Genomic DNA, 23,325 nt, shown 5'->3' with positions numbered 1-23,325 from the left:
GCAGCTGTACCGATGCCGATAAAACGGATGACTGAACGCAACCTAGGAGTGAGGTACACGGCACCGGCTATTACACGGTCAGTACCAGTGAGGAGCGCTTCTCAGATTGTCAAAGGGGAAGGTCGAAGGATGAGCCGAACGGCCCGCCTGACGATGATTGCCGAAAGATATTTGAAGGGTATTGGCGGCGTGCCGGATGAAGTTCGGGCGATCATCCAATTCAACGATAGCTCCCGTCTCAACGCAATCTATTTAGAGACAAGGCTCCGCGAGTTGGCGGAAAAGAGAGCTCCGATGACTGGTCGTGAGATGGCACTTGCGATCATGGAGAAGAGGTTTAGGACTACCGCCGATGCTGAAGTGGCACTCGATCGAATTATTAAGAGGAAATTTCCTAGAAGGGAGTTTCCCGTTATTCCGGCAAAGGCTGAGATCCTTGTTCGTGGAAATAGAGCTTATGCGGATGCGTGCTCTGGCTGTGGAACAGGGATCAGTCCACAAAATGATGCTGCTGCCGTTTATGCTTGGGGATTGGGCGAAGCACTTCTTTATGGCACCGTCAGGCCGAGTCATCTTTTTCCTGTTGTTGATAGAGGGAGGACTGTCTGTAGAGGTGCTCCTGGGTGGGCGAAATATTTCCCGGGGCAGCCACGAGTAGAGGGTCCCTATGATTTCACTACAGAACGTATTCTTAGGAGAGGATATAGGGCATTCTTAGAATTTTTAAGAGACAACACGCTACCTATGCCAGGCGGGAGGCCTGATAGGATTGCCGGAATTTAGTTTTTTTGGAATATCGCTACAACGTTGGGAACCCCCGTCGTTCCCGAAACTTCCAGTGAAAATCCAGGGAGCGTTGCTGATAGTTGAGACGAGCCTCCGCCATCAAGGCTCAAGGCAGAGACCGCCCATTGTTGCAGGATCTTGGCCCACGAACTCAGATAGAGGGGGCTCTCGGAGAGGGCGATGACGATTTCTCCTGTTTCTGTTATTCCAACGGCGGAGCGTCGATGGGGATTTTGCTCCGGTTTGAAAAAAGGAATTTTCCCGCTGATCAAAAGGCGTGGACCAACCTGAATCGCCGTGATGACACCAAGCCCGGTCCATTCCTTGCGGTGGATAATGGAAGCGGTCTTCTCCTGAACCTGAAAAATTCCCCAGTCGGCCTTTCGCAGTGGATTAATAATCTCACTTTTTCGAACCAGAAGCCCAAGTGATTTAAAATGTTCATTGAAGAAGCCGCCGTTAATAACGAGGGTGGCACGGCTTTTTTCGCGGAATTCCTTGGCAGTCAGGGTCGTCATCCCATAATGGGAGGCGACAAGGATGTCGAGCGACCATTGTTTAGGATCAATTTTGAAAAGATGAATGGGGAAATCTTTTTGGACAAGCTGATAGTTAAGGGTTGGTCCGATCTCTTTCCACTCCCCTAAAAGCGGAGGGACCCAGGAGAGGCAGATCGCCAGTATTAGGAGGAATGTTCTATGATGATTGCATCTCGACAAGCGAACCGTCCTTCAGATTTTGAATTGGAGAGGTGATTACAACATCCCCCTCCTCAAGACCTCGCGTGACGATCACTTCCCCTCCATGCTCTCCGGCGGTTCCGATCGGAACACGCTTTGCCTTTTTATCCACTATTTTGAAAACATAGGTGGAGCGTTCTGTCTTGAGCAACGCTTGTGAGGGAATCAGAATGACCTTCTCCTTGATCGATGTGGGGTAGTTGATCTCGCCCTCAACCTCACCCTTCAATTCCTGGGTTTGGTTGGGGAGGAGGAGTTTGACCTGCACGTCGCCTCCCGCCCCCGCCTCTGCTCCAACAGTGGTAATCGCGCCGACAAACTCTTTCTTCTTGAGTGAGGAAAAGACAACCGGGATCGGGTCTCCGATTTTCATTGAGGTGACAACCTCCAGGGGGGCATCAAAAATGAAACGCAACGGCTCAATCAGTACGACTTCAAGGATCAACTTGTCTTTCTCCGTTTTTTCTCCGACGGAAACATCCCTCTTCGTGATGAGCCCGGCAATAGGCGCTTTAACCTCCGTCAAGGTGATCTGTTTCTCGTAAGAGGTGATTTCCGCTTTGACCCTTTCGAGGGTTGATTCATATTTTTGGATCCTTTCATCGAGCCCGTCCGCTTCTTCTTGAATCATTTTTTCGGCGGCTAGCAACCGCTCCTTGTTTTTATCGAGGTAACGTGCATCTTCGAGTCCTTTCTCCGCCTCCTCCTGTTCCGTTCGGAGGAGCTCCAGTTTTTCGCGAAGCGGTTCATCATCGAACCGGAGGAGGGGGGACTCCTTTTCCACGCTTTGTCCCTCTTCAACGTAAATCTCCGCAACACGACTCGTCACTTCAGGCGCCTTGACCTGGAATTTGTCCGAGACCTCTGTCTTGCCCTTTGCCTTCAAGACAAACGGGATCTCCTTGGCGGCCACCCGGAGGGTAGCAACCGAAATAGGTTTCTTTTCCCTCCTCTGAAAAAGTGAACCCTTCTTGCCTCGCTCATCCTTTACAGCGCCTCCACAGGAGACGAGAACAAGGCATATGATTAGCGCTGAAAGAGTCCCCCGAATCAGTGGCACGTAAAAATTATAAGGAGGGGCCCTTAAAAAGCAATAAGTAATCTGATTGCCAAGAATAAACCGGCTTTGTAAGAAGGAAGGGTATGGCCGTTACACTGGAAAAGCTGGTTTCACTCTCCAAGCGTCGCGGATTCATCTTCCCGGGATCAGAGATTTATGGGGGGCTAGCCAACTCCTGGGATTACGGTCCCCTCGGTATTCAGCTGAAAAGGAACATCGAGCAGGCCTGGTGGAGACGTTTTGTTGAGAGCCGGTCCGATATGGTTGGCATTGATCCTGCTATTCTCATGAATCCCAATGTCTGGGTCGCTTCCGGTCATGTTGCCAATTTCAATGATGCCCAGGTTGACTGCAAGCAGTGCAAAAAGCGCTATCGAGCCGACCATCTCATTGAGGAGAAGAATCCTTCGGTCAAGGTCGAGGGGAAATCGATTCAGGAGTTGGACCAGCTGATTTTGGAACTCAAAATCGCCTGTCCTCATTGTGGGATGCGCCAGTTTACACCGGCCCGGATTTTTAACCTGTTGTTTAAAACCTCTTTGGGAGTCCTCGAAGGGGAGCAGTCAGCCGTTTATCTGCGGGGAGAGCTGGCTCAGGGGATGTTTGTCAATTTTCGGACGATTGCCGAGTCGATGCGGATGCGGCTCCCTTTTGGAATTGCCGCCTCCGGCAAGGTTTTTCGAAATGAGATCACTCCGGGAAATTTTACCTTTCGGACACTCGAATTTGATCTGCAGGAGTTTGAATATTTTGTTCCTCCCCAGGAATGGCAGAAGTGGTTTGAATACTGGCTGGAGGAGATGTGGGCCTGGACGCGTGAATTGGGATTGAATCCTGGTAAGCTCAGGGTGCGTGAGCACACCAAAGACGAATTGTCCCATTATTCGAGCCGCACGGTTGATATTGAGTATGAAACCCCGATGGGATGGAAGGAGCTCTTCGGCCTTGCCTATCGGACTGATTTCGATCTCAAGAATCACTCTGAGAAATCAGGCAAGGACTTGAAGTACACCGATACGGTGACACAAGAGCGGTTTTTTCCGCATGTTGTTGAGCCGACTTTTGGGTTAACCCGGACGGTCCTGATTTGTCTTTTGAACGCCTATGAGGAGATTCAAGGGGGAAGAACCACGACGACCGAAAGTGTGAAGGAGACCGAGATGTTGCTTCGTATTCCCTATCACCTGGCCCCGATTCAGGTTGCTGTGTTGCCACTGTCCCGCAAAGATTCCCTCATGCAAAGGTCGCGTGAAATAACCCGGGAGCTGTCTGGAAGATGGCGTGTCCAGTATGATGACACCGGTTCTATCGGTAAACGCTACCGAAGACAGGATGAGGTTGGCACCCCGTTTTGTGTCACCTGTGATTTTGACTCCGAGACGGATCACAAGGTGACGGTACGGGATCGGGACTCGATGGGGCAGGACCGGATTGCAATTGATCAGGTTGATTGCTACCTGCAGGAACGGTTTAAAAAGCCGTTGTAATTCTTGAGAGGTTTTGATTGAAGAGAGGACGAATTTCAAAAAAAAGGGGGGGTGTTATGGCAAAAGAGGTCTATTTTTTTGGTGCTGGCCATGCCGATGGAGACGGCAAACAGAAGGAGCTTCTGGGAGGCAAGGGGGCAGGTCTGGCCGAGATGGTCAATTTGGGAATTCCTGTCCCGGCCGGTTTTACGATTACGACGGAGCTTTGTACGGAATACTTCCGTAACGGCGGGAGATTTCCCGACAGCCTGGAAAAGGAGGTCAAGAGGGGCCTTTCACGAGTTGAGGAGGTGATGGGAGGTCAGTTTGGCTCTGTTGAAAATCCTCTATTATTGTCGGTTCGTTCCGGTGCTCGTGTCAGTATGCCAGGCATGATGGACACGATTCTCAATCTGGGCCTAAACGAGAGGACCGTTGAGGGACTTGCACGGAGGACAAAGAATCGCCGGTTCGCTTTTGACAGCTATCGCCGCTTTATCGAGATGTATTCGGATGTGGTCCTTGGTCTCGGTCACGAGCATTTTGAGGCGCTTCTCGATGCCAAAAAGAAGAAGAAGGGGGTCCGACTTGATACGGAGCTCGACCTGAACGATCTGGAAGAGCTGACCGGCTCTTTTCTCTCCCTTGTAAAAAAGGAACTGAAGCAGGAATTTCCGTCCGATCCGTGGCTCCAGTTATGGGGAGCGGTCGGTGCCGTCTTTAAGTCGTGGAACAGCCGTCGTGCGATTGAATATCGCAGAATTCATCAATACCCCGAACATTGGGGGACTGCGGTCAATGTTCAGGCGATGGTTTTCGGAAATAGGGGGAACGATTGTGCCACCGGTGTTGCCTTTACACGCGATCCCGCGACCGGTGAGAAAAAGTTTTTTGGTGAGTACCTTGTGAATGCGCAAGGGGAAGATGTTGTTGCCGGGATTCGTACGCCGCATTCTATTAACGGGACGGCGAACTCCCTTGAGAAGGTGATGCCGGCTGCCTATCGTGAATTGTTCCAGATTCAGGAGCGGCTGGAGAGGCATTATCGTGAGATGCAGGATATTGAATTTACAATCCAGAACGGCAAGGTCTGGATGCTTCAAACCCGATCCGGAAAAAGAACGGCTCATGCGGCTGTCCGGATAGCGGTCGAGATGGTTTCGGAAGGTTTGATTACGGAACCGGAGGCGATTTTGCGTGTCGCGCCCGCCCAATTGGATCAGCTCCTTCATCCCACGCTGGATCCGAACGCCCCCAAGGAGGTTTTGGCCAACGGTTTGCCCGCCTCACCGGGAGCTGCCGTAGGGCGCGTGGTCCTGACTGCGGATGAGGCGCAGGAATGGGTTGGCAGGGGGGAAAAGGTGATCCTGGTCCGTCAGGAGACGTCACCGGAGGATATTCACGGGATGCATGTCGCAGAAGGAATCTTGACGGCGCGGGGTGGGATGACCTCCCATGCCGCCGTTGTCGCTCGGGGAATGGGAAAATGCTGTGTCTCCGGTTGCACCGAAATCGAGTTTTTGGCGGATCAGGTTCAGATCGGGAATCGTCAGGTTCGAAAGGGAGACTGGCTTACCTTGAATGGTTCAACCGGAGAGGTGATTTGGGGACGGGTCCCGACCACCAAGCCGGATCTTTCCGGTGATTTCGGAATCTTGATGAAGTGGGCTGACAAATACCGAAGGCTTAAGATACGGACCAATGCCGATACGCCGCATGACTCTGCGGTGGCACGTTCCTTTGGTGCTGAAGGAATCGGCCTGTGCCGGACAGAGCATATGTTTTTTGATCCGGACCGTATTGATATTGTGCGTGAGATGATTCTTGCGCAGGAGAGGGGAGAGCGCGAGAAGGCGCTTGCCAAACTGCTTCCGATCCAGCGCGCGGACTTCAAGGGCATTTTAAAGGCGATGGAGGGTTTTCCGGTAACGATCCGCTTGCTTGATCCGCCTCTGCACGAGTTTATTCCGAAGACCGATCGGGAATTGGAAGATCTGGCCCGTCGAATTGGGGTCTCTGTTTCCAAAATCAAGGTTCAGGCCGAGGTGTTGCATGAGGCGAATCCGATGCTGGGGCACCGTGGTTGCCGACTCGGTGTCACCTATCCCGAGATCTACCGGATGCAGGTGGAGGCGATCATGGAGGCGGCAGCCGACCTTACTTGTGAAGGGGTTACTGTCTATCCCGAGATTATGATTCCGTTAGTGGGTCATGTGGAAGAGCTCAAGCGGATGAGGGAAGAGGCGGAACAGGTCTGCCAGGATGTCTTAAATCGCAGAAAGATCAAATGTCCCTATCTGGTCGGAACGATGATTGAGCTCCCGCGTGCGGCGTTGACCGCGGATGAGATTGCCACGGTTGCCGATTTCTTTTCCTTCGGGACGAATGATCTGACACAAACGACTTTTGGTATTTCGCGCGATGATGCGGCTGGCTTCCTGCCGTTCTATGTCGACCATGGGGTTTTTCCAAAAAATCCGTTTGTATCGATCGATGTTCAGGGGGTCGGTGAACTTGTCCGGATTGCGATCGAGAAGGGGAGGAAGGCACGTCCAGGCCTCAAGATCGGCATTTGCGGAGAGCATGGTGGTGATCCCGACTCAATCCAGTTTTTTCACGAGGTGGGGCTTCATTATGTCAGTTGCTCTCCCTACCGTGTCCCGATTGCCCGTCTTGCCGCGGCACACGCGTCACTCAAGGAGAAGGCAAACTGACATATTGTCGTGACCATACAATTTCACCTTTACACCCCTAATGGCCTATGTTACCATCCTAAGTGCTTGAAAATTTAGGGCTATTGGGCATATCGAAAGATGCAGATTAAGAAATTAGAAATGGTAGGGTTTAAGTCTTTTGTCGACCCTACGATTATTGACTTCGATTCCCCATTGATCGGGATTGTCGGGCCGAACGGCTGCGGAAAATCAAACATTGTTGATGCGATCCGGTGGGTGATGGGGGAGATGAGCGCCAAGAGTCTGCGTGGTCGCGGTATGGAAGATGTCATCTTTAACGGATCTCAAACCCGGCCGCCGATTAACATGGCGGAGGTTTCACTCACCTTTTCGACAGAAGATGGGATTGCACCAGCTCCCTACACGGAATTTTCAGAAATTACGATTACCCGGCGTCTCTTTCGCGATGGAGAGAGCGAGTATTTGATCAACAAGATCCCCTGCCGGCTTCGGGATATCATCAACCTTTTTCTTGGAACCGGCGTTGGGCATCGCGCCTATTCCGTCATCGAGCAGGGCAGAATCGATTTTGCAATTAATGCCAAGCCGGAGGATCGTCGTCTGCTCATTGAAGAGGCGGCTGGTGTCTCAAAATTCAAGGCGCGTAAGGAGGCGGCAGTCCGGAAAATGGAGGCCACACGCCAGAATCTTGCCCGTCTGAAGGATATTCTGGTGGAAGTGCAACGCCAGATTGGCTCGCTCGATCGGCAGGTCAAGAAGGCGGAAAAATATCGGCAGCTCAAGGAGGAGGTCAAAAGTCTTGATTTGAAATTAGCGAGTCTTCGTTACCGGGAGGCGAATACGGAGAAAGGGGAGTTGGAAAGTTTGCTCTCTGATTGGAACCGGCGTGAGCTGGAATCGCAGACCAGGATCTCCGCACTTGACGCCAGCCAGGAGTCGGCACGTCTTCAGCTTTTGGAGAAAGATCGGGAGCTGAACCGCAGACAAGAGGCCCTTTTCGAGGCAACAAGTCGCCTGAAACTTTTACAGGCGAAGGAGGAGTTTCAGCTTCGTGAGAAGAAACGCCTCGAGGAGGAGAAGGCCTCGTCGACCCAGATTCTGCAGGAGGGAGAGAAAATCAGGCAAGAGGTAGGCCGTATCGCTCAGCAGCTCGAGATTTTGAGAAGCGATTCCTCTTCCGTGCATCATGAGATGGAGGAGCTTCGGGCGAGGATTGCCTCCGGAAAAGAGAGGAAAGAGGTTCTCGAAAAGGAGTTGGCGATTCGTCGTGAAGAGATCAGCCTGAAAAGGTCACGCTTCAAATCTCTTGTTGATCTTGAAAGAAATTTTGAAGGTTATCAGGAAGGGGTGCGTAACATCCTTAGGGCCAAGAGGGAGGGGAGCACATCGTCCGGGGTCCTTGGGGTTGTTGCGGATTACGTTGATTCGCCCCAGGAGTATGAGATGGCCGTCAGCGCGGCGCTAGGGGAAAAACTTCAGTATGTTATTGTCAAAAGCCATGAAGAAGGTTTGGAGGCGGTCTCTTTCCTGAAGTCACAGGCCTCGGGACGGAGCACCTTCATTGCGCTTGATATCCGTGAGAAAGAGGAAAATCCGTTTCCCTACCAGGAGTCGGGTGTCATTGGCCCACTGCTGGACCTGGTGAAGTTGAAAGCCGATACCTTGAAGGTAGGTCAGTATCTTTTGGGAGATGTCATTCTTGTTCAAAATCTTGATAAGGCGATCGATCTTTGGCGGTCGAATGGTCACCACAAAACGCTTGTTACTTTAGAGGGAGAGGTGGTCGATCCGTTCGGTGTTGTGAGCGGGGGATCCGCCGGATTGCCAGGTAAGATGCTTTTGGAAAAGAAGAGGGAGATCCGGGAGCTTCGAATCGAGGTCGCCCGCCTGGAAGAGGAGATCAGTTTGAAGGAGGATAGCGTGAGCCAGTTTGAAGGAACCCTTTCGGAGCTCTCGCTTGACTTGGAGGATTTAAACCGGAGGAAACATGAAGAGGATATCAAAAAAATCTCTCTGGACAAGGAGGGAGAGCATCTCACCAAAGAACTGAAAAGGTTACAGGAAGTGGAAGAGGCCCTCCGGCGCGCCGAAGAAAAAATCAACAGACTACAGGAAGAGAAAGAGAGCGAGCAGGCGGAGAGGGCTGTTTTGCAGGGAAAAGTAGAGGCCTTAACCCTTTCTGCCGATCAGATCCGCAAGGAGCATCAGGCGATTTCCCGTACATTGGAAGAGGAGGAGGCCAGGACTCGCACTCTCCGAAAAGAGTACGATCTCGCCAGGAGTCATACAGGGGACTTGCGTGTTACGTTGTCACGTCTGGAGGGAGATCTTCGCCACATGGGTGAACAGATTTTTGAAAAATATAACACCTCGCTAACGGAAGTTGCTTTTGGGGAGGAGGCAGTGCCGATCGATCGTTCTCTGGAAGAGAAAAACCTGTCGGAACTTAAGGCACGTCTTGAAAAGCTTGGGGATGTCAATCTGGGGGCCATCCCGGAATATGAGGCGCTTCGGGAACGCCAGGAATTTTTGGGGCGGCAGACGGAAGACCTCGAACAGTCTCTTCTCGCCCTTGAGAAGGCGATACAGAAGATCAACCAGATGACCCGAAAGCGATTTGAGGAGACGTTTGTCTTGGTCAATGAAAAGTTCAAGGCGCTTTTCCCGAGGCTTTTCCGTGGTGGTTCGGCCGAACTCCGCTTAACGGAGTCGGAGGATGGAGCCTCCCAGGGGATGGATCTTTTTGTCCAGCCGCCGGGTAAAAAACTCTCCCACATCGGTCTCTTGTCGGGAGGAGAGAAGGCGATGTCGGCCGTTGCGTTTATTTTCTCAATATTTTTAGTTAAACCATCACCCTTTTGTATTCTGGATGAAGTGGATGCCCCTCTGGATGATACCAATGTGGAACGCTTTCATAAACTTCTCTCCGAGATTCTTCCGCGCTCCCAGTTCATCCTGATTACGCACAACCGGAGGACCATGGAGCAATGCCACCGCCTTTATGGCGTCACGATGGAGGAGGCGGGCATTTCAAAGATTGTTTCTGTGAGGTTGGCTGAGGCACTACCTTTAGCTTCCTAAAGAGGAGATCTCTTTGACATCCTTCTCGCTTATTTCTTTTCTGGGGGCGATTGCCATTTTCATTTATGGAATTCGCCAATCGCGCATCGGAATCCAGCTCCTGGCAGGTAATCGGTTGAGGCGGCTTGTTTCAGCGCTCACCGAGAACCGATTTTCGGCCCTCTTGACCGGTGTTCTTGTGACCCTCATTCTGCAAAGCTCCGTTGCGACAACCGTTATGCTGATCGGATTTGCAACAAGCGGTGTCCTTTCTCTCCAGCAGGCGATGGGGGTGATCCTCGGGGCGGATATTGGGACTGCGTTCGTCGTCATCCTGCTTTCGATCCGGCAGGTGGCGGAGTATGCCCTCCTCATGCTTGTGACGGGAATCTTTATCGAGATTTTTTTTAAGAGTAAAAAAATCCGCTACCTCAGTATGATTGTGATGGGCTTTGGCTTTGTTTTTTTGGGGATGCAGTTGATGGTTCAGATCACGACTCCCCTTCGTGAAAATCACTTTTTGGTCGAAATTTTTAATCTCTTATCGGAAAAACCTTCCTACAGTTTTCTTTTGGCAATTGGATTCACGGCCCTGGTTCAAAATAGTGCGACAACCCTGGGACTCACGATTGCGATGGCGCTCTCCCAGGTCATTGATATGTCCCATGCCGTTCCTCTTGTCTTGGGGGCGAATGTTGGGACGTGTGCCATGACCTTTCTACACGGGGCGCGTGGTGGGGCTCCGGCGAGGCAGGTGGCACTTGCCCATCTGTTTTTTAAATTGAGTGGTGCCTCTGTTGCCCTTGTTTTTCTTGCCAATACAGTCAAGGGGGTTGAGTGGTTATCCTCGCTTCTCTCCTTGTCAGGAAATGTGGCTGGTCAGATTGCCTTATCCCATGTCTGTTTTAACCTCGCCCTTTCTGTCTTTTTTCTTCCTTTCATCCGTCAGGGTGCCTGGATAATCCGGAAGGTGGTTCCGATTCCACCTCCCGGCGAGGACCTTTTTGGGCCGAAGTATCTTTCGGAGGATGCCACTGACTCTCCCGCTCTGGCGTTTGCCAATGTAAAACGCGAAATTCTTCGGATGGGAGAGATTGCCTGTGAGATGTTTCGTGACCTGATCGAAGTCTTTGAGAAGGATGATCCGTTGCTGATCGAAATGATCGAGGAGAAGGACGATAAGGTGGATATCCTGGATCGGGAGATTAAATTCTATCTTGCAAAAATTTCACAGGAGGCAATCAATCCCGAGCAGGGACGCCTGGAACTCAGCCTGGTCGCGATGACGAGTGATTTTGAAGAGATCGGTGATATCATCAACAAGAATATTCTGGAGCTGGCCCAGAAGAAGATCCATAAGGGACGAGTTTTCTCAGGCGAGGGTTGGAAAGAGATCCAGGATTTACACAGCAAGGTCCTGGAAAACTTTCAACTCGCCCTCTCGACCCTGACGACGGAGGATGAATCTCTGGCGCGCAAAATTGTGCGTCACGAAAAACATCTGGAGGAATTGGAGAGCCGTTATCGCGAGGGCCATCTCCAGAGATTGCACAGGGGGATCAAGGAGGCGTTTGAAACGAGTTCGATCCACCTTGATCTTCTCTCTAATTTTCGCCGGGTCAATACGAAGCTTATGATGATTGTGAAGTCCTCGATGCCGGGAAAAGAAATCGAATAACAGGATAGCGACAAAGGTCCAGATGCAAGGCGCCCGCAAGGCCGCAACCGGAGCGTACTTTACCGGTACGTGAGGATTGCGGTTGAAGCGGGCAAGACTTCGGCTGAGCTCAGTCGAAGCCCGCAGTAGATGGGCCTTTGTCGCTATCCTGTTAAGGGCCAACGAAAGTGGCGTTGAAACTGGCCGATGCCAAGTCATGCTCCTGGAGCAGCGAGTAGGCGGAGGAGCCGCTGTTGGCGTTGAAACCGGAGACGTTCATGAGGTCGGCAACATCAAGCGCCCAAACTGTAAACTGGTAGGTATGGCTCTCGCCGGTCGGCGGGCAAGGGCCGCCGTAATCGATATCCCCGTAGACATTCTGCACCTCGCGGGTTGTATTTGAGATTTCACTCGGAGAACTGTTTCTCGAAAGCGTCGTTGACGTGGTTGGGATGTTGTAAAGGAGCCAGTGAACGGCGTTGTTAAAGCTTGTGTCAATTACGGTCACGGCAAGACTCAAGGTTCCGGAGGGGAGGGTACCTGACCAGGCGAGATGGGGAGACTGGTTGCCTCCCATGCAATCGGTCATTGCAAAGGTGGAGGCGATTGTTCCGCCGCTTGTAATGTCATCACTTGTGAGTGTTAGTGAACTCCCTGAACTTCCTCCCGAGTTCGAAGAGGAGGTACCGCTTCCTGCCTGACTTGTCGTATCGGTTCCGCAGGAGGAGGGGATTGAGGTCTGCCCGAGCGAAAAACCGACGACTAGATACAATGCACCCAACAGCAGGAACACTTTACGAGAAGGATGACTTGTCATAAGTAAGGGCAATTGTGGATCAGATGAAAACAGAAAACAAGTGGAACTTTAGGGTGCTCCGGTTCTCCTCAATCGATTCCACAAACGAAGAGGTGATCCGCCGGGCGAGGGCAGGAGAGGCGGAACGGCTCGTTGTCATGGCGGATCATCAGACGGTGGGACGGGGTCGTGAAGGGAGGAAATGGGAATCACCTGCCGGGAAAAATCTGTATCTCTCTTTTTTGCTTCGCCCCAATCGTCCACCCTCCGATGCCGTAAAGATCACCCCCAAGATCGCCTTTGTTGTTGAGGATCTTTTACGGCAGTATATTGCTGATGGGCTCCGGATCAAAGCGCCTAATGATCTTTTAATTCATGACAAGAAAGTGGCAGGGATCCTCTGCGAAATGAGTTCGGAGGGAGAGAGGATACGATGGGTTGTCTGCGGGGTTGGAATTAATGTGAATACCGATCTGGACGATTTTTCACCAGAGGTGCGTAACACTGCGACATCGCTCAAGATAGAAACGGGGAAGACCTTTGATCGGGAAAAAATCTTGGATAAGCTGCTGGAAAAGATGATGGCCCTTCAAGGAGACCTTTGTGGGTGAGGGGAAGAGAAAGATTCTCGCCATTGATGTAGGCAATACAAATATTGTCGTCGGCCTATTTGAGGGGGAGCGGCTCCGGTGGCATCGTCGTTTTGAGACCCACAAGGGGCTCTCCCTTTTGCGGAAACTTTGGATCTCGCAAGTTAATTGCGTTGTCGTGGCAAGTGTTGTCCCCCGACTGGATAAACCGTTCCGTCTTCTTCTCAGAAAGAAATTTGGAGTTGAGCCTCTGTTTGTGACATCCAGGACAAAACTGCCGATCAGGTTTAAGACAAAAAAACCGTCAGAAGTGGGGGCCGATCGGATTGCGAATGCAGTTGCGGCATGGAAAATCCCCCCAACCCCCCTTTGTCCTTCGACAGGGCTCAGGACAAGTCAAAGGGGGGCGAGGGGGGATTTAAAGACCGTTCCCATTATCATCATTGATTTCGGGACTGCGACGACCTTGGATGTCGTTTCAGCGCAGGGGGAATACCTTGGTGGACCGATCGTTCCTGGCTTACGAATCTGCCTTGAGGCGTTACATGAGAAGACAGCCAAGCTACCGCTCGTTTCAATTGCAAAACCGAAGCGGGTTATTGGGAGGCAGACGAGGGAGTGTATCCAGGGAGGCGTTTATTATGGATACGCCGGTCTCGTCGATCGGCTGGTAGGGCTCATTCAGAAGGAGCTTGGTATGAAAACGGCAGTGATAGCGACTGGTGGATTCGCCACCTTGATTGCCAAGGAGTGTCGGACCATTCAAAAGCTGGAGCCGTTTCTGACCTTGAAGGGGCTCAGGATCGTTGCTGATAAAAAGTTTCGTGCAATTTAGTCCATTTTTTTCTAAGTCCTGATTCTCATGAAGAGGGAACTCCCCAAGGCGTACGAGCCGCATGAAGTTGAGAGACGATGGTCAGAAGTCTGGCTCAAGGAAGGCTACTTCCATGCAGAGCCAAAATCATCCAAACCCCCATTTTGTATGGTGATCCCGCCACCGAACGTCACGGGCTCGCTTCATATGGGGCATGCCCTGAACAACACCCTCCAGGACATCCTTGCCCGCTACAAACGGATGAAAGGGTTCAATGTCCTCTGGATGCCGGGGACTGATCATGCCGGCATTGCGACGCAGAACGTTGTAGAGCGTGACATAGCCAAGGAGGGGAAGAAACGACAGGATTTGGGAAGGGAACGCTTCATTGAAAAGGTTTGGGAATGGAAGGGGCAGTCGGGTGGACAGATCATTCATCAACTAAAAAGATTGGGGGCCTCCTGTGACTGGAAGCGCGAACGGTTTACGATGGATGAGGGGCTCTCGCGCGCCGTGCGTGAGGCGTTTGTCCGTCTTTACAACAAGGGGCTGATCTACCGTGATCTCTATCTCATCAACTGGTGTCCTCGTTGCAAGACGGCGCTTTCCGATCTGGAGGTAGAGCATCATGAGACGAATGGGCATTTGTGGTTTGTTCGCTACCCATTTGCCTCTCCTCTCCCCTTGGCCTTCCCTGAGCCATGCCGAAGGGCGGGAGAGGGGGTGGGGGTGAGGGTGGCCACCACGCGTCCTGAAACGATGCTTGGAGATACCGCCGTTGCGGTTCACCCTGAAGATGAACGGTATAAAGGTCTTATTGGTAAAAAACTATTATTGCCTTTAGTCAATCGGGAGATCCCTATTATTTCTGACCCTCGTGTTGACAAGGAGTTTGGGACGGGTGCGGTTAAAGTAACCCCGGCCCATGACTTCAACGATTTCATTTTTGGAAACGACCATAAGCTCCCTCGTATTAATATTTTTACGGATGAAGGGAGGATGAACGAAAACGCGGTCTCCTTTCAGGGGTTGGATCGTTTCGAATGCCGAAAAAAGATTGTCGAAGAGCTGGAGCAGCAAGGGTTTCTTGAAAAGGTTGAACCGCACAAGCTCTCGGTTGGCCATTGTTATCGCTGTCGAACTGTTGTGGAACCGTATCTTTCGATGCAGTGGTTTGTAAAAACAAAGCCACTCGCGGAAAAGGCGCTTCAAGCGGTTCAGGATGGAAAGGCACGATTCTTTCCGGACAATTGGACAAAGACCTACGCGAACTGGATGGGTGAGATTAAAGATTGGTGTGTTTCACGTCAGATCTGGTGGGGGCATCGGATTCCGGCGTGGTACTGTATCCCCTCCCTTAAATTAAGGGGGGGGAAGGGGGGGATATGTCCTCCTATTGTTTCCCGTGATATACCTAAAAAATGTCCCACCTGCGGCTCGACCGAACTTGAGCAAGATTCCGATGTTCTCGATACCTGGTTCTCCTCCGCCCTCTGGCCCTTTTCTACACTCGGTTGGCCGGACCAGACAGAGGAGCTTAAGACCTTTTACCCCACATCGGTTCTGATTACGGGCTTCGATATCATTTTTTTCTGGGTCGCCCGGATGATGATGATGGGGCTTGAGTTTATGGGGGAGGTTCCTTTTAAGGATATTTATATCCATGCCCTCGTGCGTGACGCGCAGGGACAGAAGATGAGCAAGTCGAAGGGAAATGTCATTGATCCGCTCACGATCATGGATCAATTTGGTACGGATGCCTTTCGTTTTACGTTGGCGGTCCTGGCGGTGCCCGGTCGTGATGTGAAGCTCTCCGAGCCCGTGATTGAGGGGTATCGGAACTTCTGTAACAAGATCTGGAACGCGGCGCGTTTTTTTGTGAGCCTGCCGCCTCAGGAGATCTCTCGCGAGATCTTAAGCGACTATGATCAATGGATTTTGCAGAAGTGGGCCTCTTCACTCGCAAAAATAACAAGGGGAATCGAGGGGTATCGTTTTGATGAGGCGGCGAAGGAACTTTATGACTTTTTTTGGCACACCTTGTGTGACTGGTATCTGGAGTTCTCCAAGGTTCGGTTGAATCAGTCGGTCTTCTCCGAGATTCTGGATGAAACCCTCCGGGCCCTTCATCCATTCATGCCGTTTATCACGGAGGAGATCTGTCAGTTTTTAAATCAGAAAGAAGGGCTATCGATCGGAATAGAATCTTTTCCGACTCCCAAACAATGGGACTTTGAGGGAGAGCCAAGGCGTGTTGAAAGATTGATGGAGATTGTGACGGCACTTCGGACATTGCGTGGTGAGAATGGGATTCAGGCTGCCCAGGAGATTCAGCCGATCCTGTCTGTTGAGGAGAGGGAGGAGAGGCATTGGCTGGAAGGGGAAAAGGGGATGATAGAAAAGATGACGCGTTCCTGCAGTCTCCAGTTTGTCTCCGCAAAACCAGTTTCAAAAAAAATGGCCCACTATTCACTCGGCCGGTTGGATCTCTATCTCCCACTGGAAGGACTTGTCGATCTTGAAACGGAGAAGAAGCGCCTTGAAAAGGAGATTCAGAAGCTGAACGAGCTTGGAGATCGACTCCATAAAAAATTATCCGACCCTGGTTTTTTGAATCATGCTGACCCTGAACTTGTGGCGGAGGAGCGGCAAAAACAGAGAACCAACGTCGAGAAGGTAGAACGCCTCTCGGAAACCTATCGGAACCTTTAAGAGGCCAGCAATTGTCGAGCCTCTTCTAATCTCCTCTCGTGGGTCTCATGAAGGGCCGTATTACTTTTAACGGCGCCAAAGGCCCCTCCCCCGATTCCTCCAAGCAGGCCAGGGGTGATGAGACCGGCCCATGAAAATGGGATTGCTAACAGAAAGGGTGGGGTCAGTCCCTTTCGGGCATAGAAATGATTCACAATCGGTTTGCGGATCCCAAAATAGGTGAGGGCGATACAAAGGCCCATTATGAGGGTGATGCCTCCAAAGACGAGAACATTTCCCCCAAGGTTGACGTGTTGAGGACCGCGTGTCTTATCGATCAAGTCGACAACCTGTTCCTCCCTCTCCTCCCTGGAGAGAGAACTCAAGAAAGGACTCTTTTTTGAATAGACAACGAGCCTTCGGTTCAGGAGGCCGGCAACATCCCGCTCTGTTGTATCAGGATAGAGTCGGTCGCACTCCTTATAAATGTCGAGGTACTCCGGCGAGGTTTTGAGAAGTTCTCCCCAATCCCCACGGTCCTCGATTGGGTCGAGGGCAAGGGCCGCCAATGCATTGGTGCCATGGGTACAGGTTTCAAATGACATGATATTCTCCCCCTTTAAGATTCCGTTATCCTTATCTTTCGACCGGATGTCGACTATTTTTTAGAAGGTCGACAGTGTCGGGCATGAAAGAAAGCCCTCCCACCAGGATTGATAGTCCTGCCCCGAAAAGACAGGCGGTTGCCGCCTTGACGTCCCTGTTGACTACCGAAAGAGGGAGTCCAAGCAGGCCGAAACCAACCGCCGCCAGCATGCCGATGCTACCGATACGACGCCTCCAGAGCGTGACAGGGGGTATTGAATTCGATACCTCTCTTGAACGATTGTTGCTTGATACGATCAGGAGAGGAGGTGTCAGACCCGTTTGATTCTGATCCGGCATGGGGGAGAGAGCGCCTTTCCATCCTGCGAGATTAAAGCCAATTTGTGAGAGCATTTTGTTTCTCCTTTTGCACCCCTTCCTTCGATCCTCTCCAGGAGGAAGTTGTCAGGAAAATGGGCTGACCTTGCCAAATACCCAACAGTATGGAAAACCGCATGTAAGCAGGATGGGAATTCATTGATGACAGACCAAATTCAGTCTCTGATCGAACTGGCCCTTCGGGAGGACATCGGTACGGGGGATATCACGACCGAGGCACTTTTCGGGAATCAGACCGCCGAAAAAACGGCACTCATTTTTGCCAAACAGGATCTGGTTGTTGCAGGTCTGGAGATTGCCCGACGCGTTTTTTTGAAGGTTGATTCTCGGCTTGTCTGGCAGCGTTATTTTGAGGAGGGTGCATTGGTTCAAGAGGGGCAAAAAATAGCGGAAGTTCGGGGGAACGTTGTCTCTCTCCTTAAAGGGGAACGGGTCGTGCTCAATTTTCTGCAACACCTCTCTGGAGTCGCCACATTAACGAGACGGTTTGTCGACCGGGTCAAAAAATATCCGGTACAGATTCTCGACACACGCAAGACGACCCCCGGTCTACGGGCCTTGGAGAAGCACGCGGTGAGGGCAGGTGGTGGCAAAAATCACCGGCTGGGACTGTATGACCGCTTTTTGATCAAGGATAATCACCTGGAGAACATTTCAATTACAGAAGCGGTTCAGCGGGCGAAGGCCCAAAACAGAAACAGGGTCGTGATCGAGGTCGAGATCGGTCATTTTTCAGAACGGAAACTTGAAGACCAGATCGAGGAGGCGATTGCCGCCGGGGCCGATCTTCTCCTTCTGGATAACCTCTCACCGAGAGAGCTAAAAAAAATCGTCTCTCAGGTCCATGGAAGGGTGAGGCTAGAAGCTTCTGGCGGGATCACAATCGATCATCTTGAAGATTACGCCAAAACGGGAGTCGATTTTATTTCGATCGGTTTTCTGACTCATTCGGCACCGGCCGTCGATATTTCGATGCAGATCTCTTCATAACCTCGGAGGCGAGAGCCTCGTAGTTCTCTGCCCCGGAGGAAGAGGGGGCGTAGAGAAAGATCGGTTTTCCGTCCAGCTGGGCCTTGTTGATGTCGGTATTCACGGTGATCCGGCTTTTTAACAACCCTCCATTGACGAATTTCTTCATATTTTCCGCGACGACGTCGTTCATCGTGATATTTCTTCCGTCGACGCGCGTGAACAGGACACCCAAAACCTTCAGTCTTTCATTGAGTCTCTCCTGAATCTCGCGGATCAGGTCCATCACATCACTGACCCCCTCAAAGGCGAGTGCACTCATCTCACAGGGAAGGAGGGCGTAATCTGATGCAACGAGTGCATTGAGGGTTAAATTTCCCAAGGCAGGGGGACAATCAAAGAGGATATAGTCGTAATGAGTTCGTGCGGTGGCAAGCGCCTCTTTGACAATAAACTCGCGCCCGATCCTGTTGCTGATCGCCGATTCTGCGGAAATCAGCTCCTTGTCTCCAAGCGTGATGTGAAAATTTTCCATCTCCGTTTTGATCACCGCATTCAGGATATCCGACCTTTTGGTTGTGAGGATCCGGGAGATCGGAGTGAACTCGGATCCTTCGACAATGAGCGAGCCGACCGACTTTTCGACATGGCCCTGGGGGTCCAGATCGACAACGAGGACCTTTTTTTGATGAAAGTGGGTGAGCCCCGTCCCCAGATTGACGGCGGTTGTCGTCTTTCCAACCCCCCCTTTTTGACTGCAGATTGCAATCACCTTCGCCCGCCGATTCCCCTTTTCATACTGAGGCCCGGAGAGGCTGACCAATTCCTTGATTTTTTCAGTGAATGACACGATGTGCAAGACCCTTTCTTAAGTCCGCGGTCTATTGTAACCACTTCAGCATATCAAGATCAAAATTTGAACCAACAAAACTAGCACCTGTTTTCTGTTTTTTCCGATCACAGGGATATCCAGGGTGTGAAAGATGGCATTTTTGAACAGTCCCATCCAAGGAGGCGACGATGGATCTATTCAGTGACGCTCGACCAGTAGGCCTTAGAAATGTGGGGGATCAAAATGGGGATGGGCGAGAGGACCTGGTTGTAACCCGTCAATATACGATGAAGTGGGAGGCTCCTTTGCCTCTTGGGAAGTCCTCCATCAAGCAGACTGAATATGATTGTCATGAGAGGGTTAAGTTTCGTTTTTTAGTCCCCGACCCTGATTACCCCGAGGCCCGTTGGCCGATTGACAGTTATCAGCAGAGTTATTGTCACGTGACGGATCAGTTTGTTTATTATCAACAGCCGGATGGGCGGTATGATTGGCATGACCCCCTCTACCATCTTCAACGTGTCGTCCATGGGGAAAGGCTCTTTACGGCCGAGCAAGTCGAACCGGATCGGATGTTTCAGGGAAAGGTAGTGCCAGGTCGCCTGACGATTTTTACTCTACCTAATAACCCCGAGGTTGACGGGCATTGGGTGAGAAAAGAAGAGATAACACCCGTCTCCAAGCTATCCCGTCAAAAAGTGACCCCGTAATTTGAATGAGTGGCAACAGTGACAACGCCCCTCTCGGTTTATATCCACATCCCTTTCTGCGAGGTGAAGTGCGGTTACTGTGATTTCTTCTCCGTTCCACGCGGGCATGACGATTTTTCCCTTCAAGGGCTTTATACAAAGGCGTTGATTCAAGAGATTCAGGAGAGGGCCTCGAGGGTCGGTCCAAGGGAGATCCAGACACTGTTTTTGGGCGGAGGGACCCCCTCCCTGATGCAGCCAGCGCTTATCGAAGAGATCCTCGTTACGTTACAGAGACATTTCCGGTGGGGAGCGGAGACTGAAATTACGCTTGAATCAAACCCCAAGACGGTTTCTCGTGAGAAGCTTGGGGCTTTTCGTCAGTTGGGGATCAACCGGCTCTCTCTGGGTGTTCAATCGTTTCAGGATAATTACTTAAAGGTGATGGGGCGGATCCACTCGGGGAATGAGGCGAAAAGAACGCTCACCGATGCCCGGGAGGCCGGTTTTGAGAACTTGGGCCTGGATCTTATCTATGCCTTGCCGGGGCAAACCGTAGAGGAGTTTGAGAAAGAGCTTCAAACCGCACTCTCTTTTGAGACAACACACCTTTCCGCCTACTGCTTAACGATCGAGGAAGGGACACCGTTTGAAACGCTTTATGCCAGGGGATCTCTGAGGCTCCCCGAGGAAGAGGTTCAAATGAAGATGTTTGAGTATTTACAGGGGGATAGATTGAAATTCTCAGGGCTCTCTCCTTACGAGATCTCCAATTTTGCCCGCCCCGGTTTTGAGTGTCGGCACAATCTGAATTACTGGAATTACGGGGAGTACCTCGGTTTTGGGGCGGGAGCGGTTTCCTATAGCCGTTCGCAGCTCCGCGCTGTGGGGAGACGCAACGAGTCACCCGTCCATTGTTATGGATCACGCCGCCAAAACGTCCGCGACCTCAAACGGTATCTTCAGGGGGAGTGGGAAGACCATACCGAAGAGATCTCGATTAAAACTGCCATGGGCGAATTCATGATGATGGGGCTTCGCAAACGGGTAGGGGTGAGTGAGGATGATTTCTGTCGCAAGTTTGGCAGAAGTATGAAAGAGATCTACGGACCGGTTTTGGCGAGGTTGCATGAGAAAGGATCGATGGGGGAGGAAAACGGTCGTTGGTTTCTGACCCGCGAGGCGATTCCCCTGACGAATGAGATCCTGGTCCAGTTTTAATGAGCTACTTTCAGGCTATTATTTTGGGGGCGGTTCAGGGATTGACAGAATTTCTGCCTGTCAGCTCTTCGGGGCATCTCGTCCTGACCCAACATTTGATGGGAATTAACAATGCGGAGGAGCTTCTTCTCTTTGACGTTGCTCTTCATTGGGGGACACTTCTCTCCGTTCTTGTCTATTATTATGCCGATCTTTTCTGGATGGCTAAAGACAGTTTTTTATGGGTCGTGCGTCGTAAAGGGGATCGCCACGAGGGGGCAAGGCTTCTTCTCTCCGTTGGTATCGCGACCGTTCCTGCCACCGTTGTCGGTTTTCTTTTCAAGGATACGATCGAATCCCTCTTTGTCTCACCCGATGTAACCGGTTGGGGGCTGCTCATAACCGGTACGCTTCTTTGGGTGACGCAACGGATGAAGACGAAGCAAGAGGAGGGAGATTCAACACCAGGCCTTATGGATGCCGTCGTTATCGGGGTTGCCCAGGCGGTCGCGATGATCCCGGGAATCTCCCGTTCCGGTTCTACGATGGTGGCGGGGCTCTTTCGTGGGCTCAGTCGTGGAATGGCGGCCCGCTTCTCTTTTTTGATGTCGATCCCGGTCATCTTTGGGGCCGGACTCTTAGAGTCGTTCAATATTCCCTCTTTGGATCTGATCTCGAAGGGCCCGCTGCTCGTCGGCTCTTTGGTCTCTGCCGTTACCGGATTTCTCGCGATCCGGTGGCTTCTCAAAATCATCCAGACCGCCCGGTTCCACTGGTTTGCCTATTACTGTTGGGGGGTGGGAGTGGTTACGCTGATTCTTTTATAAGGGGACTGTTGAAAAATGCCATCTCTCGACGTACCCTCAAGTACGCCTGCGTCGCGGCTCCTCGGGGTGCCTTGCAGCTGGGCATTTTTGAACAGTCCCCAAAAGCCATTTTTCAACACACCCATAAGGGCGCCTCTAAAAACTGCGCATCTACTTTTCGACCTCAGGAAAGGGAATAGACGAGTGGTTCTCTGGAGGGAGAATAGACCAGGAGTTCAGTCTTTGCCGCACTAATTCTTAACATAACGGGATTTACTATTGCCATGTTTGTTGGGTCAAAATGTATGGGTGATTCTTGCAGGCGCAGATCGATATCAGGATGGCGAGGTCTGAGTGACTCAGAAATTGCAGCATCCATTCTGTGATAGAATGCTACGAGTCTTGGGGTTGAGGGGACGACATCCAGGTCGGAGGATGCGATGAGCGCCCTCCCATTGGGGAAGCTCCCATATAAAATGACTGAGGCCTCTTCACCCAATGAAGGGTCTTTTTTTAATACCGCCCTTATCGATTCCACAACCGCCTGGACATCTTCAATGGTATAATCTCCATACGGTGTGTTAGCGAAAATTCGCGTGCGGACCGTTTCAAGATAGACTTGATACGCCTCCCAGGTTGTCTTTCCGTCCCGAACTGCCTGGCTAATAATTTGCTCCGGCCTGAGGATTCCCCTGACAAAGGCATCAATAGCCCTTTTGGGGGGAAAAACGCACTCGGCTATAAACCAGCCTCCCTTCTCAGCAAGAGGGTAAAGGGTAGGAATTTTGGCAAAGAGTGAATCTTGTAGAGATCGGGGCATCCTCTCCAAAAGCGGGACCAACGTTGTGTACAGCGCCTCACTACGGGTTCCATGAGTTGAGAGATCCTCCAAAACGGTATCCCACGTCTCAGGATCAAACAGGGTCAACTTGAGGACTCGTTGCATGTCACGGTCAATCGGAGGCGAGTGATCGCGAACCATGGAGAGGAGCGTCCTCCTCTCATCGGGTGAGAGATGGAGGAGCTCCTCCACAAATCCTGGGAGATTCGGACATCGTTCGACCCTTCCGACAAGCCACGGCTGGGCCTCCCAAATGAGGGACTTGGCCGAGTTATTGAGTTGTCGGAGGCGGGTTGCCCACCTTGCCGTAAAGAGCCCGAGCGGGAGAAACAGGAGGCTCAAAATCAGTTTTGTGCCCGGCTGTACTTGCCCTGGTTGGTATTTTAGAGGCCCCCTTAAGTCTCTTTGAACCGGTGGAGAGAGAGATTCTCCGTCAGTCTCTAGCCCCGGAGGCTTAAGGATGGCCGATCGATTAACTTTAAACATCCTTAGGGATTATCGGTGGTTGACTTAAAAAGTTTCGGTTTAGGAATAACCAAAATAAGCAAAATTTAAGGAAACCTTGCGTGTGATCCAGACGATAACGTATGTATGATTGATCAGCTTTCGGTTAGTACATTTTTGTTGATAAACCATAAGTATTTCTAA

General features: G+C 51.4%; 19 protein-coding genes. 12 read left to right on the top strand and 7 right to left on the bottom strand.

Features of this window, described 5'->3' with window-relative positions:
• Positions 1 to 129 precede the first annotated feature (129 nt).
• Positions 130 to 783, top strand: coding sequence for a hypothetical protein (locus HYT77_09285; GenBank protein MBI2068189.1), 654 nt, complete (start codon positions 130 to 132; stop codon positions 781 to 783).
• Here HYT77_09285 and HYT77_09280 read toward each other — a convergent pair.
• Together HYT77_09280 and HYT77_09275 are read right to left on the bottom strand one after the other, a co-directional pair.
• Positions 780 to 1,505, bottom strand: coding sequence for a phosphodiester glycosidase family protein (locus HYT77_09280; protein ID MBI2068188.1), 726 nt, complete (start codon positions 1,503 to 1,505; stop codon positions 780 to 782). The genes HYT77_09285 and HYT77_09280 overlap by 4 nt on opposite strands.
• Positions 1,483 to 2,586, bottom strand: coding sequence for an efflux RND transporter periplasmic adaptor subunit (locus HYT77_09275; GenBank protein ID MBI2068187.1), 1,104 nt, complete (start codon positions 2,584 to 2,586; stop codon positions 1,483 to 1,485). Before HYT77_09275 ends, HYT77_09280 begins: the two co-directional genes overlap by 23 nt.
• A gap of 83 nt (positions 2,587 to 2,669) precedes the next feature.
• Here HYT77_09275 and HYT77_09270 point away from each other — a divergent pair, with 83 nt between their 5' ends.
• The 4 genes from HYT77_09270 (at position 2,670) to HYT77_09255 (ending at position 11,486) form a co-directional block, all read left to right on the top strand.
• Positions 2,670 to 4,073 carry a glycine--tRNA ligase gene (locus tag HYT77_09270; protein MBI2068186.1) on the top strand — a complete coding sequence of 468 codons (1,404 nt, stop codon included), beginning with the start codon at positions 2,670 to 2,672 and terminating at the stop codon, positions 4,071 to 4,073.
• Positions 4,074 to 4,129: 56 nt separating this feature from the next.
• Positions 4,130 to 6,766 (top strand): pyruvate, phosphate dikinase, encoded by a 2,637-nt coding sequence (locus HYT77_09265; protein MBI2068185.1) that lies wholly within the window; start codon positions 4,130 to 4,132, stop codon positions 6,764 to 6,766.
• Between the two features lie 99 nt (positions 6,767 to 6,865).
• On the top strand, positions 6,866 to 9,829 hold the full coding sequence (locus HYT77_09260) for an AAA family ATPase (protein ID MBI2068184.1): 2,964 nt from the start codon (positions 6,866 to 6,868) through the stop codon (positions 9,827 to 9,829).
• 13 nt (positions 9,830 to 9,842) lie between these two features.
• Entirely contained in the window at positions 9,843 to 11,486 is a 1,644-nt protein-coding gene (locus HYT77_09255; protein ID MBI2068183.1) for a Na/Pi cotransporter family protein, read from the top strand.
• 151 nt (positions 11,487 to 11,637) lie between these two features.
• On the opposite strand, the gene HYT77_09250 is transcribed toward HYT77_09255, so the two are convergent.
• Positions 11,638 to 12,258: a YbhB/YbcL family Raf kinase inhibitor-like protein gene (locus HYT77_09250; GenBank protein ID MBI2068182.1), complete on the bottom strand. Its 621-nt coding sequence runs from the start codon at positions 12,256 to 12,258 to the stop codon at positions 11,638 to 11,640.
• 47 nt (positions 12,259 to 12,305) lie between these two features.
• Between HYT77_09250 and HYT77_09245 the strand changes: the two genes are divergently transcribed.
• The 3 genes from HYT77_09245 to HYT77_09235 are packed head-to-tail and all read left to right on the top strand — an operon-like array spanning position 12,306 to position 16,377.
• Entirely contained in the window at positions 12,306 to 12,872 is a 567-nt protein-coding gene (locus HYT77_09245; GenBank protein ID MBI2068181.1) for a biotin--[acetyl-CoA-carboxylase] ligase, read from the top strand.
• Between the two features lie 13 nt (positions 12,873 to 12,885).
• Positions 12,886 to 13,686 carry a type III pantothenate kinase gene (locus tag HYT77_09240; protein MBI2068180.1) on the top strand — a complete coding sequence of 267 codons (801 nt, stop codon included), beginning with the start codon at positions 12,886 to 12,888 and terminating at the stop codon, positions 13,684 to 13,686.
• A gap of 27 nt (positions 13,687 to 13,713) precedes the next feature.
• Positions 13,714 to 16,377: a valine--tRNA ligase gene (locus HYT77_09235; GenBank protein ID MBI2068179.1), complete on the top strand. Its 2,664-nt coding sequence runs from the start codon at positions 13,714 to 13,716 to the stop codon at positions 16,375 to 16,377.
• Here HYT77_09235 and HYT77_09230 read toward each other — a convergent pair.
• Together HYT77_09230 and HYT77_09225 are read right to left on the bottom strand one after the other, a co-directional pair.
• Positions 16,374 to 16,961 (bottom strand): hypothetical protein, encoded by a 588-nt coding sequence (locus HYT77_09230; GenBank protein ID MBI2068178.1) that lies wholly within the window; start codon positions 16,959 to 16,961, stop codon positions 16,374 to 16,376. The genes HYT77_09235 and HYT77_09230 overlap by 4 nt on opposite strands.
• Before the next feature lie 31 nt (positions 16,962 to 16,992).
• Positions 16,993 to 17,355, bottom strand: coding sequence for a hypothetical protein (locus HYT77_09225; GenBank protein MBI2068177.1), 363 nt, complete (start codon positions 17,353 to 17,355; stop codon positions 16,993 to 16,995).
• A 126-nt stretch (positions 17,356 to 17,481) separates the two neighbouring features.
• Here HYT77_09225 and nadC point away from each other — a divergent pair, with 126 nt between their 5' ends.
• On the top strand, positions 17,482 to 18,330 hold the full coding sequence (gene nadC, locus HYT77_09220) for a carboxylating nicotinate-nucleotide diphosphorylase (GenBank protein ID MBI2068176.1): 849 nt from the start codon (positions 17,482 to 17,484) through the stop codon (positions 18,328 to 18,330).
• On the opposite strand, the gene HYT77_09215 is transcribed toward nadC, so the two are convergent.
• Positions 18,263 to 19,159, bottom strand: coding sequence for a ParA family protein (locus tag HYT77_09215; protein MBI2068175.1), 897 nt, complete (start codon positions 19,157 to 19,159; stop codon positions 18,263 to 18,265). The genes nadC and HYT77_09215 overlap by 68 nt on opposite strands.
• Before the next feature lie 170 nt (positions 19,160 to 19,329).
• Between HYT77_09215 and HYT77_09210 the strand changes: the two genes are divergently transcribed.
• The 3 genes from HYT77_09210 to uppP are packed head-to-tail and all read left to right on the top strand — an operon-like array spanning position 19,330 to position 21,857.
• A complete protein-coding gene (locus tag HYT77_09210; GenBank protein MBI2068174.1) occupies positions 19,330 to 19,851 on the top strand; it encodes a hypothetical protein in 522 nt (173 codons plus the stop codon).
• 18 nt (positions 19,852 to 19,869) lie between these two features.
• Complete coding sequence (gene hemW / locus HYT77_09205) at positions 19,870 to 21,051, top strand: radical SAM family heme chaperone HemW (GenBank protein MBI2068173.1); 1,182 nt, start codon at positions 19,870 to 19,872, stop codon at positions 21,049 to 21,051.
• Complete coding sequence (gene uppP, locus HYT77_09200; GenBank protein ID MBI2068172.1) at positions 21,051 to 21,857, top strand: undecaprenyl-diphosphatase UppP; 807 nt, start codon at positions 21,051 to 21,053, stop codon at positions 21,855 to 21,857. Before hemW ends, uppP begins: the two co-directional genes overlap by 1 nt.
• A gap of 163 nt (positions 21,858 to 22,020) precedes the next feature.
• Here uppP and HYT77_09195 read toward each other — a convergent pair whose 3' ends face one another.
• Entirely contained in the window at positions 22,021 to 23,163 is a 1,143-nt protein-coding gene (locus HYT77_09195; GenBank protein MBI2068171.1) for a hypothetical protein, read from the bottom strand.
• Positions 23,164 to 23,325 lie beyond the last annotated feature (162 nt).

Source organism: Deltaproteobacteria bacterium, from assembly GCA_016180855.1.
Taxonomy (GTDB): Bacteria; UBA10199; UBA10199; order JACPAL01; family JACPAL01; genus JACPAL01.
The sequence above is the reverse complement of the archived record's forward strand: the minus strand, read 5'-3'. Positions and strand labels throughout refer to the sequence as shown.

Excerpts from the sequence above, each read along its gene's own strand:
- HYT77_09235 (MBI2068179.1), top strand. The coding sequence starts at position 13,714 with ATGAAGAGGGAACTCCCCAAGGCGTACGAGCCGCATGAAGTTGAGAGA.
- HYT77_09230 (MBI2068178.1), bottom strand. The coding sequence starts at position 16,961 with ATGTCATTTGAAACCTGTACCCATGGCACCAATGCATTGGCGGCCCTT.
- HYT77_09285 (MBI2068189.1), top strand. The coding sequence starts at position 130 with ATGAGCCGAACGGCCCGCCTGACGATGATTGCCGAAAGATATTTGAAG.
- nadC (MBI2068176.1), top strand. The coding sequence starts at position 17,482 with ATGACAGACCAAATTCAGTCTCTGATCGAACTGGCCCTTCGGGAGGAC.
- HYT77_09210 (MBI2068174.1), top strand. The coding sequence starts at position 19,330 with ATGGATCTATTCAGTGACGCTCGACCAGTAGGCCTTAGAAATGTGGGG.
- HYT77_09195 (MBI2068171.1), bottom strand. The coding sequence starts at position 23,163 with ATGTTTAAAGTTAATCGATCGGCCATCCTTAAGCCTCCGGGGCTAGAG.
- HYT77_09265 (MBI2068185.1), top strand. The coding sequence starts at position 4,130 with ATGGCAAAAGAGGTCTATTTTTTTGGTGCTGGCCATGCCGATGGAGAC.
- HYT77_09270 (MBI2068186.1), top strand. The coding sequence starts at position 2,670 with ATGGCCGTTACACTGGAAAAGCTGGTTTCACTCTCCAAGCGTCGCGGA.
- uppP (MBI2068172.1), top strand. The coding sequence starts at position 21,051 with ATGAGCTACTTTCAGGCTATTATTTTGGGGGCGGTTCAGGGATTGACA.
- HYT77_09260 (MBI2068184.1), top strand. The coding sequence starts at position 6,866 with ATGCAGATTAAGAAATTAGAAATGGTAGGGTTTAAGTCTTTTGTCGAC.
- HYT77_09225 (MBI2068177.1), bottom strand. The coding sequence starts at position 17,355 with ATGCTCTCACAAATTGGCTTTAATCTCGCAGGATGGAAAGGCGCTCTC.
- HYT77_09245 (MBI2068181.1), top strand. The coding sequence starts at position 12,306 with ATGAAAACAGAAAACAAGTGGAACTTTAGGGTGCTCCGGTTCTCCTCA.